Here is a 12,950-nt window from a genome sequence, read left to right as displayed (position 1 = left end):
TCTCACGCCTCCTTGAAATTGCGGCTGGCCGGTTCCGCAGCGGGCGGCGCGGGGCGCCGCTCATTGCGGAAGATCGAGTTGGCGGCATCGTCCTGAAGCTTGCGGCTGCCGGGGCGGAAGGCGTAAACCACCACCCCCACAAACAGCGCCGTCATCAGCAGAAGCATCCAGCTGTCAGCGAAGTGGCGAAGGAAGGAATAGGTATCCATGATCCCCCCTCCTCAGCGGCTCGGATCGGGCTGGAAGGTCGAGAAGTCGACCATCGTGCCCAGCACCTGCAGATAAGCCACCAGCGCATCCATCTCGGTCAGCTTGGGCTGGCCATCGAAGTTGCTGACCACGGCACCGGGGTAGCGGGCCAGCAGGCCTTCGGTATCGGCGTTCGGGTCCGCCTGGGCCTGGAAGTCGGCCTGGGCATTTGCCATGGCCTCATCCGTGTAGGGCACGCCCACCACGCTGTTCGCCCACATGCTGTCACCGATATGCGCGCCATCCAGTTCGTTATCCATGAGATGCGCGTATTTCGGCATCACGGATTCCGGCACGACGGATTGCGGGCTGATCAGGTGCTGCACATGCCATTCGTCCGAATAGCGGCCACCGACGCGGGCCAGATCCGGCCCGGTGCGCTTGGAGCCCCACTGGAACGGATGGTCATACATCGATTCCGCCGCAAGACTGTAATGGCCATAGCGTTCGACCTCGTCCCGCATGGGACGGATCATCTGGCTGTGGCAGACATAGCAGCCTTCGCGCACGTAGATTTCACGCCCGGCCAGTTCGAGCGGGCTGTAGGGGCGGACCCCTTCAACCTTCTCGATGGTGTTTTCCAGGTAGAACAGCGGCACGATCTGCACCAAGCCCCCGATGGTCACGACCAGGAAGGACAGGACCAGCAGCAGCGTGGCATGGGTTTCGATTGCTTTGTGTTTGTCGAGGAAAGCCATTTCGTTTCCCTCCTCATTCAGCCGGGACAGCCGCGCCGGCAGACACCTTCGCAGGTGCGGCCTTCACGGTCATCCACAGGTTGTAGCACATGATGAGCGCCCCGCTGAGGAACATGACCCCACCCAGACCCCGCACCACATACATCGGGAACTTGGCGGCCACGGTATCGGCGAAGGCATTCACGAGGAAACCGTTCGCATCGACTTCGCGCCACATCAGGCCCTCCATGATGCCGGTCACCCACATCGAAGCCGCGTAAAGCACGATCCCGATGGTCGCCAGCCAGAAGTGCCAGGACACGAGTTTCAGCGAATAGAGCCCCGAGCGGTTCCACAGACGCGGCGTCAGGAAATAGAGCGCGCCGAAGGTGATCATGCCGTTCCAGCCAAGCGCGCCGGAATGGACGTGACCGATGGTCCAGTCGGTGTAGTGCGACAGGCTGTTCACCGCCTTGATCGACATCATCGGGCCTTCGAAGGTGGACATGCCGTAGAAGCCGATCGACACCACCATCATGCGGATGATCGGGTCGGTCCGCAGCTTGTCCCAGGCGCCCGAAAGCGTCATCAGGCCGTTGATCATGCCGCCCCACGAGGGCATCCACAACATGACCGAGAACACCATGCCCAGCGTCGCGGCCCAATCGGGAAGCGCGGTGTAGTGCAGGTGGTGCGGACCAGCCCAGATATACAGGAAGATCAGCGCCCAGAAGTGGATGATCGACAGCTTGTAGCTGTAGACCGGACGTTCGGCCTGTTTCGGCACGAAGTAGTACATCATCCCCAGGAAGCCCGCGGTCAGGAAGAAGCCCACCGCGTTGTGGCCATACCACCACTGGGTCATCGCGTCCTGCACGCCGCCGAACAGCGACACCGACTTGGACGAGAACATATTGACCGGGATGGCGAGGTTGTTCACCACGTGCAGCATGGCCACGGTGATGATCATCGACAGCAGGAACCAGTTGGCAACGTAGATATGCGGCTCTTTGCGCATGATCAGCGTGCCCAAGAACACCACCAGGAAGGCGACCCAGACGACCACGATCCACCAGTCGATGTACCAGACGGTTTCAGCATATTCCTTGCCCTGGGTCCCGCCCAGAACATACGAGGTCGCGGCCAGCACGATCATCAGCTGCCAACCCCAGAACACGAACCAGCCGAGGTTCCCACCCCAGAGCCGGGTCGCGCAGGTGCGCTGCACGATGTAGAAGGCCGACATGATCAGGGCATTGCCGCCAAAGGCGAAAATGACGGCCGAGGTGTGAAGCGGACGCAGGCGCCCGAAGTTCAGAATGCCCTCGACGCCAGGAATGTTCAGCGACGGAAAGGCCAGCTGGAAGGCGATGACCACGCCGACCAGAAAGCCCACGACGCCCCAAAAGGCCGTCGCGATGACGCCGGCGCGCACGACGCCGTCGTTGTATTCATTGGCGGAAACCGCGACCTTCGGCTCATACATTCCGCGGGCCACCACGATGAAGGTGATGGCTGCCGCAAGCATGACGACGATCGCGTTCACCATATAGGCGAGGTCGAGCGCGTAATTGGCCGCGATCGCGGCAAAGACCGCGATCAGGCCGAGCACGACCAGTTTAACGTAATCCCACATATTGCGTCCCTTCGTCTTGGCCCGGTCCGTCCCGCTTGCACGAGTCGTCCGGGCGCTTTTCGACCATTCCGCTTTCGCAGATGAGCGTCCAAGCGGCATTGATCCATGTCAACACAAAGGGGGGGCTCGCTTGATCGAGGTCAATGCGGCAAGGTGACCCCGCGCATAGCTTGGGGCATCTTCCCAACACCCGAGGAGACAGCGTCATGGCCTACAAATCCTTGACAACGATCATTTCTTCGCCGGATGAAGCCAGATCCGCACTTCCCAGCGCGGCGCATCTTGCAGTTGCACTCGATGCACATCTGGATGTCCTTGCCCTCGGGATCGACCGCACCCAGCTGGGGTATTCCTACCTTGGGAGCGGGGCGGTCCTGATGCAGGTCGCAATGGAGCGCGCCGAACAGGACGCGCGCGAGTCGGAGACTGCGGCCAAGGCGCTGCTTTCGGCCGAGGCGGTGGACCTGCGCTGGTCGCTGGAAAGCGCGGTGGCCCAGGTGGGCGCCGTGGGCGAACTGGTGGCACAGCGTGCGCGCTTTGCCGATCTCTTGGTGCTGCCGCGCCCTTATGGCAAGGGCCGGGGCGGCGAAGCCGAGGCGGTGCTGGAATCGGCGCTGTTCGAGGGGCAGGCCCCGGTGCTGGTGCTGCCCGACAGCGCGGATGTGAAACTGCCCGAACGGGTGGTGATCGGCTGGAACCAGAGCCGCGAGGCCATGGTCGCCGTGCGCCGCGCGCTGCCCTTCCTCAAACGGGCGGGGTTGGTGAACATCGCGGTGATCGATCCGCCGCAGCATGGCCCGGAACGGTCGGACCCCGGCGGGATGCTGTGCCAGATGCTCGTCCGTCACGGCGTCAAGGCCGAGGTTTCGGTGCTGGCACGGTCTATGCCGCGCATTTCAGACGTGCTGAACCGCCATGTGCGCGACATGAATGCCGATCTGCTGGTGATGGGCGCCTATGGCCATTCCCGGTTCCGCGAGGCGATTCTGGGCGGCGCAACCCGCAATATGCTGGAACAGGCGGAGGTGCCAGTTCTGATGGCGCATTGATGCGCCGACCCGGCGGCCCGTATCGCGGGCCGCCCGAAAGCGTTCAGTCCAGAACGCCGCCGTCGCTGTCGTCGCCCGCCTCTTCCAGCAGGCGGTCCAGATCGGGAATGGTGACGTGGCGCTTGCCATCCAGCAGGATGACGCCGTCGCGCTTGAGCGCGGACATCTGGCGGCTGACCGTTTCCAGCGTCAGCCCCAGATAATCGGCCATTTCTTCGCGGGTGAGCGGCAGGTCGAACACCAGGGCGCCCTTGGCCGCTTTCACCCGGAGCGAGGCATCGCGCCGCGCGATGATCGCCAGCAGCGAAGCGATCTTTTCCCGCGCCGTCTTGCGCCCCAGAAGCAGCATCCATTCCCGCGCGGCATCCAGTTCGTCCAAGGTCATTTCCAGCAGACGCTGGCCGATATGCGGGGTCGAAACCATCAGCTCTTCAAACGGTTTCTTGCGGAAGCAGCACATCACCAGATCGGTGGTGGCGGTCACGTCATAGGCAGCGGTCGACCGCCCCGGGCGCCCCACGAAATCCGACGGCAGCAAAAGCCCGACCATCTGGCGACGGCCGTCTTCCATCGTCTGCGTCAAAGTGGCAATGCCCGACACGACCGAAGCCACGAAATCCATCCGGTCGCCCGACCAGATCAGCGTCTGACCAGCCTGATAGGTACGATAATATTTGATCTGTTCAAGGCGTTGCAGTTCATCTGCTTCGCAGCGGGCACAAACCGCACGGTGACGGATGGGGCAATCCCCACACTCGTGATGCACAAGGTGCATGTCCTGCATCGGCATCCGGGTCTTCCTGATATTGATCTGTATCAATGCTTTCGCACGGCGTGCCTTTAACTGTAGCCGGATGGAACAGGAATCGCAACTCGCCAAGCTTGGTCTGTTTGACGCGCGCGTGCCGCGTTACACCAGCTATCCCACTGCCCCGCATTTCGGAAATGCCGTCACGCCCAAGCTCTTTGCAGCATGGATCGAGGCGATTCCCGAGGGGTCGGAAATCTCGCTCTATCTGCATGTGCCCTTCTGCCGCAGGCTGTGCTGGTTCTGCGCCTGCCGCACGCAGGGCACCTCGACCGATGAGCCGGTGAAGGCCTATGTCGAAACGCTGAAGGCCGAAATCGCCCTGCTGCGCCGGCATCTGCCCCGTGGCGTGCGGCTCAGCCGGCTGCATTGGGGCGGCGGCACCCCCACCCTTCTGGCCCCCGATCTGATCCGCGATCTGGCCGGAACGATCTTTGACGCCGTGCCGATGGGCGAAGGTGCGGAATTTTCGGTCGAGATCGACCCCGATGAGGTGGATGCCCCACGTCTGGACGCGCTGGCGCAATCGGGGATGAACCGCGCCTCGATCGGGGTGCAGGACTTTGACCCGGAAATCCAGCGCACCATCGGGCGTATCCAGCCCTATGAACTGACCCGCGACGTGGCCGAGATGATCCGCGACCGCGGCGTCAAAAGCTTGAATGCCGATATCCTTTACGGGCTGCCGCATCAGACGCAGGCGCGTATTTCCGACAGCGTGCAGAAGCTTCTCAGCCTCTCGCCCGACCGGGTGGCGCTTTACGGCTATGCCCATGTCCCGTGGATGAGCCGCCGCCAGCAGATGATCCCCTCGGATGCCATTCCGACCCCGCAGGAACGGTTGAAGCTGTTTGAAACCGCCGCCAAGCTGTTCCAGTGGGACGGGTATGAGGCGATCGGGATCGACCATTTCGCCCGCCCGACCGATGGCATGGCCGTGGCTGCGCGCAACGGCACGCTGCGGCGGAACTTCCAGGGTTATACCGATGACACGGCGCCGGTCCTGGTGGGGCTTGGCGCCTCGTCCATCTCGCGCTTTCCGCAGGGCTATGCCCAGAATGCCTCTGGCACCTCGGATTACACCAAGGCGATCCGCGCGGGTGAATTCACCACCCACCGCGGCCATGTCTTCGCGGGCGAGGACAAGCTGCGCGGCCGCATCATCGAGGCGCTGATGTCTGACTTCCGCGTGAACCGGGCCGAGCTTCTGGCTGATTTCGGCGCGACCGAGGCGCAGCTTGCGGCCATGTTCGACAAGGCTGTCGCCCAGTTCGGCGATATGGTGCAGCTCACTGCCGACGGGATGTCGATCCCGGTCAAGGCGCGCCCGCTGACCCGCATGATTGCGCGCTGCTTTGACGATTACGACCAGTCAAAGGCGCAGCATTCCGCCGCGATCTGATGAAAAGGGCCGGGTCCTCCCCGGCCCTTTTGCTTATGGACGGGGGCCGAAGCTTTCGACCCAGTCGATCATCCGCGGCAGGCAGACGGTTTTCAGATCATAGCCCCGCAAGATGGTTTCCCGCGCCTTGCGGCGCATGTCGTCAAAGCGTTCGGGGCGTGCCAGCGCCTTGGTGATCATCCGCGCCCATCCCGGCGCATCAAAGAAATCCACCAGACGCCCATTCGCACCATCATCAATCAGCTCTTGCACCGGCGCCGTGCGCGACCCGATCACAAGGCACCCCGCGCTCATCGCTTCAAGCATCGACCAGCTGAGGACGAAGGGATAGGTCAGGTAGGCATGCACGCGGCTGACCTGCATCATGCTGACAAAGGTCGGATAGGGCACCTTGCCCATGAAATGCACACGGCTCAGATCCAGTCGGTCCTGAACCTCGGACAGGAAGATGTCGCGCCATTTCTGGCCCTTGGGGGCGGGGCGACCATAGCTGACATCATCGCCCCCCACGATCACCACCTGCGCCTCGGGGCGTTCGGCCAGAATGGCAGGCAGCGCGCGCATGAAGGTGTGATAGCCACGATAAGGTTCAAGGTTGCGGTTGACGAAGGTCAGTACCTCATCCCCCGCCTTCAGCACCCGGCCATTGGGCAGGGCCAGCGTGGCGGTGGGGTCAGGGCGCATCGTCTCGGTATCCACCCCGTCGAAAATCACCTCGATCCGCTCGCGCAGGATGGGCGGATGGGTCGAGGCCTGCCAATGCGTCGGTGACAGCCCGGCATCGGCATGCAGAAGCGCCTGCCCCAGATGGGCCGCCCGCCCCTGCGCGATCATCACTTGATCAAAGCTCGGCTGTTCGAATTCGGGATCAAAGCCCACATCGGCGCCGCGGCCCTTGTAGTAGAATTCGGAATAGACCAGCAGCTTCGCCTCGGGCCAGACCTCTTTCAGGAACAGCGTCTCGCCCCAGCCGGAATGGCCGAAAATCACGTCGGGGACATAGCCCTTTTCCCGCAGCTGCAGGCAGGCACGGGCCACCGTGACGCCCCGGTCGCTCATCTGCGTGAAGTTGCGGCCCAGACGGCAGGCCTGCGGTTCGGGCGCAGGACTGCTGTGGCGATATTTCACCACCGGGATGGCCGAAGGGCGGTTATTCGCCCCGTCGGTCAGCGCCAGACACTCATGCCCCCGCGCCTGCAGCGCCGGGGCCAGATGCAAAAACTGGCCCGGAAAGTTCTGATGCACAAACAGGATTTTCATAATTACACATCGGCGCCGAAGGCCGCTTTCATCAAGGTTCGGGTATAATCGCTTTGCGGGGCGTCGAAGACGGCCTGCGCCGCGCCCGCCTCGACCACGTCGCCATTCTTCATCACGATCACCTTGTGCGACAAGGCACGCACCACACGCAGGTCATGGCTGATGAAGATATAGGCCAGCCCCCATTTGCGCTGCAGATCGCGCAGCAGATCGACGATCTGCACCTGCACCGTCATATCCAGCGCCGAGGTGGGTTCATCCAGCACCACCAGCTTCGGGCGCAGGATCATGGCCCGCGCAATGGCGATGCGTTGCCGTTGTCCGCCCGAAAATTCATGCGGGTAACGGCCCATGGCGGCAGGGTCGAGCCCGACCTCGCCCATGATTTCGGCCACCATGTCACGCCGGTTGCGGCCCGGTTCAACGCCATGGACGCCCAGCCCCTCGGCGATGATCTCTTCAACCGTCATGCGCGGCGAAAGTGATCCGAAGGGGTCCTGAAACACGATCTGCATATCGCGGCGCAGGTCGCGCATGGCGCCCCCGGTCAGATCCGCGATCTCGCGCCCCTGAAAGGCGATCTTCCCCTCGGAGTTGATCAGCCGCAGCAGCGCAAGCGCGAGCGTCGTCTTGCCCGACCCGCTTTCGCCCACCACGCCCAGCGTTTCGCCGGCGCGGACCGAAAGGCTTGCGTCATTCACCGCTTTCACATGGCCCGTCACGCGGCGCAGAAGCCCGGTCTGGATGGGGAACCAGACGCGCAGGTGATCAGCGCGCACCACCTCGGGCGCGCCCGGAGCAAGCGGCTCGGCCCGCCCCTTGGGTTCGGCCGCCAAAAGCTTTTGCGTGTAGGGGTGCTGCGGATGGGCGAAGATTTCGGCCGCGGGGCCTTGTTCGACGATCTCGCCATCCTTCATCACGCAGACGCGGTCGGCGATGCGGCGCACGATTCCCAGATCATGGGTGATGAACAGAAGGCTCAGCCCTTCCCGCGCCTTCAGATCGGCCAGCAGATCCAGAATCTGCGCCTGGATCGTCACATCCAGCGCGGTGGTCGGTTCGTCGGCGATCAGCAGGTCAGGGCCGTTGGCCAGCGCCATGGCAATCATCACCCGCTGACGCTGCCCCCCCGAAAGCTGGTGGGGATAGGCGCTCAGCCGGGTTTCGGCGTCGCGGATGCCGACCTTGGTCAGCAGTTCGAGAATGCGGCTGCGCGCGGCAGCACCCGTCAGGCCCTGATGCAGCGACAGGCTTTCCCCCAGCTGCCGCTCGATGGTGTGCAGCGGGTTCAGGCTGGTCATCGGCTCTTGGAAGATAAAGCTGATGTCATTGCCGCGAATGCGCCGCAGCGCGGGTTCCGGCGCCCCCACCATCTGCGTGCCGGTATAAGTGATTGACCCGTCCACCTGCGCCGCATCGGGCAGCAGGGCGACGGTGGACAGCGCGGTAACCGATTTCCCCGACCCGCTTTCCCCCACAAGGGCCACGGTTTCGCCCTTGCCGACGCTGAAGCTGACGTTCTTGACCGCATGGATCAGGCGCCCGTCCTGCCGAAAGCGGATGTTCAGGTTTTCAACCGACAGCACGCTCATTGGAAGGTCTTTCTCGGGTCAAAGGCGTCGCGCACCCCTTCAAAGATGAAGATCAAGAGCGAGAGCATCAGCGCAAAGGTGGTGAAGGCCGTAAAGGCCAGCCAGGGCGCCTGCAGGTTCTGCTTGGCCTGTTGCGTCAGCTCGCCCAGCGAAGGGGCCGAGGCAGGCAGGCCGAAGCCCAGAAAATCCAGCGCGGCAAGGCTGCCGATGGCCCCGGTGACGAGGAAGGGCATCATCGTCAGCGTGGCCACCATGGCATTGGGCAGCACATGCCGGAACATGATCACCCGGTCGGGCACCCCCAGCGCGCGGGCGGCACGAACATATTCGAAGTTGCGCGCGCGCAGGAATTCGGCCCGCACCACCCCGATCAACGAGGTCCAGCCGAACAGCACCATCAGCCCGATCAGCAGCCAGAAATTCATTTGCCAGATCGCCGCCACGATGATGATGACATAGAGCGACGGCGTCGCACCCCAAATTTCAATCACGCGCTGAAAGACCAGATCGACCCAGCCGCCGAAATAGCCCTGCACCGCCCCCGCCACGATCCCGATGGCCGAGGTCAGCGCCGTTACGATCAGCGCAAAGGCGATCGACAGGCGGAAGCCATAGATCACCCGCGCCAGCACATCGCGCGCGGTGTCATCCGTGCCCAGCCAGTGGTTCGCATCGGGCGCCGAAGGGGCCGCCCCGCCGATGTCATTGATGGTGTTGTAGCTGTAGGGGATCGGCGGCCAGATGATCCAGCCCGGCGTGATCGGCCGGCCTTCCACCGTGCCCTGCTGAGCCTCGGCCAAAATCCCCTCTGGGTCGTCCCAGCAGGCCTCGGCCCCTTGGGCCACGATCAGGCATTGCACCTCGGGGTCGCGATAGGCGGCCTCAGTACGAAAATCACCGCCGAATTCGGTTTCGGGATAGAACCGCAGGAAGGGGGTGTAAAACTCGCCCTTGTGGCTGACCAGCAGGGGGCGGTCATTGGCCAGCACCTCGGCAAAAAGCGACAGGCCGAACAGCACCGCAAAAATCCACAGCGACCAGAACGCCCGGCGGTTGGCCTTGAAATTGCGCCAGCGTCGCTGGTTCAGCGGGGACAGCGCCATGGATCAGCCCCTCCGCTCAAAATCAATCCGGGGATCAACCCAGACATACATCAGGTCCGACAGGATCCCCACCACCAGCCCCATCAGGCCAAAGATGAACAGCGTCCCGAACAGCACCGGGTAATCGCGCGCAATCGCCGCCTCATAGCCCAGCCGCCCCAACCCATCGAGCGAGAAGATCGTCTCAATGATGAGCGACCCGCCGAAGAACACCCCGATGAAAATCGCCGGAAAGCCCGCAATCACGATCAGCATGGCATTGCGGAAGACATGGCCATAAAGCACCCGCCCCTCGGACAGGCCCTTGGCGCGGGCGGTCATCACATATTGCTTGCGGATTTCATCAAGGAAGCTGTTCTTGGTCAGAAGGGTCAGCGTGGCAAAGCTGGAAATGGTCGAGGCCGTGACCGGCAGCACCATGTGCCAGGCGTAATCCGCGATCTTGCCCAGCCAGGACAGCTCCTCCCAGTTGTCAGAGGTCAAACCCCGCAAGGGGAACCATTGGTAGTAGCTGCCCCCTGCGAAGACCACCAGCAGAAGGATGGCAAACAGGAAACCGGGGATGGCATAGCCGATAATGATGATGCCCGAGGTCCAGGTATCAAAGCTGGAGCCATCCCGCACCGCCTTGCGGATGCCCATCGGGATCGAGATCAGATAGGCGATCAGCGTGGACCACAGCCCCAGCGAGATCGAGACCGGCATCTTTTCCAGCACCAGATCCACCACCGAGATGGACCGGAAATAGCTTTGCCCGAAATCGAAGCGGGCATAGTTGCCCATCATGATCCAGAACCGCTCCATCAGGGCGATGGGTTCCTTGGCACATTCGGGCGCCTTGGTGGTGACAGGGCCGTCATAGCCCGGCGCGCAGGTGATGCGGGCAAAGCCGAACTGCACCTCAAGCGCATCAATGAATTCGGGCGGCAGACCGCGCGCGCCGATATAGCTGCCCTCGGACCCCGAGGCGCCGGGGTCTTCCACCCCGGCATCCCCACCGCCCGAGATGTTCTGGAACGCATCCCCCTGCCCTTCCAGCCGGGCAAGGACCTGTTCAACAGGCCCCCCTGGCACAAACTGGGTCAGGGTGAAGTTGATCAGCATGATCCCGAATAGCGTCGGAAGGATCAGCAAGAGCCGTCGGAAGATATAGGCGCCCATGGGGTGCGTCTGCCCGTTCTTGTTATTTGATGGCGCCAGCAGCTTTCAGGGCGGCGGCCTTTTCGGCGTCATACCACCAGAAATCCAGCTCGCCCAGAGCGTAGGGCGGCAGGGCCTCGGGGTGGGCGAACATGTCGAAATAGGCCACCGTATGGGTATCCTTGAACCATTGCGGCACCCAGAAGCGTTCGGCACGCAGCACGCGGTCCATCGCCTTGGTGGCAACCGTCAGGGCATCCTTGTTGTCGGCCGCGAGCAGCACATCAATCAGCCGATCCACCGCCGGGCTTTTCAGCCCCATCAGGTTGAAGGCCGATACATCCGCCGTGGCCGAGCCATAGTACTGCTTCAGCTCTGCCCCCGAGATATAGCTTGATGCCGCGCGCCCGGTGATGATGTCGAAATCATATTGCGGCGGGCGGGTGCGGCTTTCCATCTGCGCCGGGTCCACCTTGGTGTTCACCGCATCGACGCCAAGCGCGCGCAGGTTTTCCACGAAGGGGTTGATGACGCGGTCAAAGGACGGGTCATCATTGAGGAATTCGATCTTCAGCACCTCACCCTTGGCGTTCCGGCGCAGACCGCCCTCGCCCACCGGCCAGCCCGCATCATCCAGAAGTTTCGAGGCCGCGCGCAGCGCCTTGCGATCAAGCTGCCGGTCAGAAGACACGGGCGCCATCACGGGCGCGTCGGTCAGGATCGTGGCGGGCAGCAACCCTTCATCGACCAGGGGCTTGAGAATCGCCGCCTCCTCGGGCGAGGGGGTGCCTTCGGCTGCAAGCCAGCTGTTTTCCCAGACCGAATTGATGCGCTTGTACAGCCCGTAGAACAGCGTCTGGTTCGACCATTCGAAGTTGAACATCAGGCCGATCGCCTCGCGCACGCGGGGATCCTGAAAGGTGTCGCGGCGCAGGTTGAACAGGAAGGCCTGCCCGGTGGCCTTGTTGCCATTGGGCAGTTCGGCCTTCACCACATGCCCCGCGGTCAGCGCCGGGAAATCATAACCCGTCGCCCATTGCTTGGACGAGCTTTCGTTGCGGAAGGTATAGGTCCCGGATTTGAACGCCTCGAACGCGGCCGAGCTGTCTGCGAAATATTCCAGTCGGATGCGGTCGAAATTGTTGCGGCCCTTGTTGATCGGCAGATCCGCGCCCCAGTAATCGGGGTTGCGCTTGTAGACGAGGGTGCGGCCCACCTCCATCCGGTCGAACATATAGGGGCCGGAGCCGATATAGGGCTTCAGCGTGCTTTCCTCGAGATCGAGGCCGTCGCGTTCATATTGCGCCTTCGACAGGATCGGCAGCCCCCCCACCTCTTGCGGCAGGTCGCGTTTGGGGAATTCGGCCTTGAAGGTGAACTTGATCTTGTGGGGGTCCAGCACCTCGACCTTTTCGACCTGCTGGCCCAGCACGGCGCGGTAATCGGTCAGGCCCTTGGCCAGAAAAGTTTTATAGGAAAAGAGCACGTCCTCAGCCGTCAGCGGCGTGCCGTCCGAAAACTTGGCTTCGGGGCGCAGGTTGAAGATCACCCAGGACCGGTCGGCAGGATATTCCATCGTCTCGCAGAGCAGGCAGTAAGCTGCGCCGATCTCATCCGCCGTTCCGGTCAGGATCGATTCGAGCATGATGGTGGACAGGCTGCCCGCCACGCCCTTGACCGAAAAGGGGTTCATGGAATCGAACCCGCCCATCGTCCATTCGCTGATTTCACCGCCCTTGGGGGCATCGGGGTTCACATAGTCCAGATGCTGGAAATCGGCCGGGTATTTCAGATCCCCGAAGGTCGAGATGCCATGCGCGACGGTGACGCCATCTTCTGCCCGGGCCAGTGTCGCGACCATCCCCACCGACAGCGCGGCCAATCCGAGGCCAAGCCAGTGCAACGCGGGGTGAAGCGGGGAAACGGCGGCTTTGGCGGCGGCACGGGATCGGGACATTCGGCACTCCTGTCACGGGCCGTTCTGCGGCGGCCCCGGGGCAGAGAGTAGCGAAAAATCCCGCCCCCTCAAGGCGC

11 protein-coding genes are annotated in these 12,950 nt (G+C 62.9%); 2 read left to right on the top strand and 9 right to left on the bottom strand.

From position 1 onward, the window contains the following. Positions 1–2: 2 nt before the first annotated feature. The 3 genes from IE101_RS09055 to ccoN are packed head-to-tail and all read right to left on the bottom strand — an operon-like array spanning position 3 to position 2,562. Entirely contained in the window at positions 3–209 is a 207-nt protein-coding gene (locus IE101_RS09055; protein WP_189633504.1) for a cbb3-type cytochrome c oxidase subunit 3, read from the bottom strand. Between the two features lie 12 nt (positions 210–221). Continuing rightward, positions 222–947 carry a cytochrome-c oxidase, cbb3-type subunit II gene (ccoO, locus tag IE101_RS09050; RefSeq protein WP_189633503.1) on the bottom strand — a complete coding sequence of 242 codons (726 nt, stop codon included), beginning with the start codon at positions 945–947 and terminating at the stop codon, positions 222–224. Positions 948–960: 13 nt separating this feature from the next. After that, positions 961–2,562, bottom strand: a complete 1,602-nt coding sequence (ccoN, locus tag IE101_RS09045) for a cytochrome-c oxidase, cbb3-type subunit I (protein ID WP_189633502.1) — start codon at positions 2,560–2,562, stop codon at positions 961–963. A gap of 206 nt (positions 2,563–2,768) precedes the next feature. On the opposite strand from ccoN, the gene IE101_RS09040 reads away from it, so the two are divergent. Beyond that, positions 2,769–3,611: a universal stress protein gene (locus IE101_RS09040; protein ID WP_189633501.1), complete on the top strand. Its 843-nt coding sequence runs from the start codon at positions 2,769–2,771 to the stop codon at positions 3,609–3,611. Between the two features lie 43 nt (positions 3,612–3,654). On the opposite strand, the gene fnrL is transcribed toward IE101_RS09040, so the two are convergent. Beyond that, positions 3,655–4,401, bottom strand: a complete 747-nt coding sequence (gene fnrL / locus IE101_RS09035; RefSeq protein WP_189633500.1) for a transcriptional regulator FnrL — start codon at positions 4,399–4,401, stop codon at positions 3,655–3,657. Between the two features lie 64 nt (positions 4,402–4,465). Here fnrL and hemN point away from each other — a divergent pair, with 64 nt between their 5' ends. Next, positions 4,466–5,821, top strand: a complete 1,356-nt coding sequence (hemN, locus tag IE101_RS09030) for an oxygen-independent coproporphyrinogen III oxidase (protein ID WP_189633499.1) — start codon at positions 4,466–4,468, stop codon at positions 5,819–5,821. Between the two features lie 33 nt (positions 5,822–5,854). On the opposite strand, the gene IE101_RS09025 is transcribed toward hemN, so the two are convergent. From IE101_RS09025 to IE101_RS09005, 5 genes are read right to left on the bottom strand one after another with little or no spacing between them, the layout of a single operon-like run. Beyond that, positions 5,855–7,081 carry a glycosyltransferase family 4 protein gene (locus IE101_RS09025; protein ID WP_189633498.1) on the bottom strand — a complete coding sequence of 409 codons (1,227 nt, stop codon included), beginning with the start codon at positions 7,079–7,081 and terminating at the stop codon, positions 5,855–5,857. Between the two features lie 2 nt (positions 7,082–7,083). Then, entirely contained in the window at positions 7,084–8,673 is a 1,590-nt protein-coding gene (locus IE101_RS09020; RefSeq protein WP_189633497.1) for an ABC transporter ATP-binding protein, read from the bottom strand. Continuing rightward, a complete protein-coding gene (locus IE101_RS09015; protein ID WP_189633496.1) occupies positions 8,670–9,776 on the bottom strand; it encodes an ABC transporter permease in 1,107 nt (368 codons plus the stop codon). Before IE101_RS09015 ends, IE101_RS09020 begins: the two co-directional genes overlap by 4 nt. A 3-nt stretch (positions 9,777–9,779) precedes the next feature. Next, complete coding sequence (locus IE101_RS09010; protein WP_189633495.1) at positions 9,780–10,937, bottom strand: microcin C ABC transporter permease YejB; 1,158 nt, start codon at positions 10,935–10,937, stop codon at positions 9,780–9,782. A 22-nt stretch (positions 10,938–10,959) separates the two neighbouring features. Then, a complete protein-coding gene (locus tag IE101_RS09005; protein ID WP_189633494.1) occupies positions 10,960–12,873 on the bottom strand; it encodes an extracellular solute-binding protein in 1,914 nt (637 codons plus the stop codon). Between the last annotated feature and the right edge of the window lie 77 nt (positions 12,874–12,950).

This window comes from Gemmobacter lanyuensis (assembly GCF_014652355.1).
Lineage (GTDB): Bacteria > Pseudomonadota > Alphaproteobacteria > Rhodobacterales > Rhodobacteraceae > Gemmobacter > Gemmobacter lanyuensis.
Note: the sequence above shows the minus strand (reverse complement) of the source record. Positions and strands in the feature narration are given on the sequence as shown.

Excerpts from the sequence above, each read along its gene's own strand:
- IE101_RS09055 (WP_189633504.1), bottom strand. The coding sequence starts at position 209 with ATGGATACCTATTCCTTCCTTCGCCACTTCGCTGACAGCTGGATGCTT.
- ccoO (WP_189633503.1), bottom strand. The coding sequence starts at position 947 with ATGGCTTTCCTCGACAAACACAAAGCAATCGAAACCCATGCCACGCTG.
- ccoN (WP_189633502.1), bottom strand. The coding sequence starts at position 2,562 with ATGTGGGATTACGTTAAACTGGTCGTGCTCGGCCTGATCGCGGTCTTT.
- IE101_RS09040 (WP_189633501.1), top strand. The coding sequence starts at position 2,769 with ATGGCCTACAAATCCTTGACAACGATCATTTCTTCGCCGGATGAAGCC.
- fnrL (WP_189633500.1), bottom strand. The coding sequence starts at position 4,401 with ATGCCGATGCAGGACATGCACCTTGTGCATCACGAGTGTGGGGATTGC.
- hemN (WP_189633499.1), top strand. The coding sequence starts at position 4,466 with ATGGAACAGGAATCGCAACTCGCCAAGCTTGGTCTGTTTGACGCGCGC.
- IE101_RS09025 (WP_189633498.1), bottom strand. The coding sequence starts at position 7,081 with ATGAAAATCCTGTTTGTGCATCAGAACTTTCCGGGCCAGTTTTTGCAT.
- IE101_RS09020 (WP_189633497.1), bottom strand. The coding sequence starts at position 8,673 with ATGAGCGTGCTGTCGGTTGAAAACCTGAACATCCGCTTTCGGCAGGAC.
- IE101_RS09015 (WP_189633496.1), bottom strand. The coding sequence starts at position 9,776 with ATGGCGCTGTCCCCGCTGAACCAGCGACGCTGGCGCAATTTCAAGGCC.
- IE101_RS09010 (WP_189633495.1), bottom strand. The coding sequence starts at position 10,937 with ATGGGCGCCTATATCTTCCGACGGCTCTTGCTGATCCTTCCGACGCTA.
- IE101_RS09005 (WP_189633494.1), bottom strand. The coding sequence starts at position 12,873 with ATGTCCCGATCCCGTGCCGCCGCCAAAGCCGCCGTTTCCCCGCTTCAC.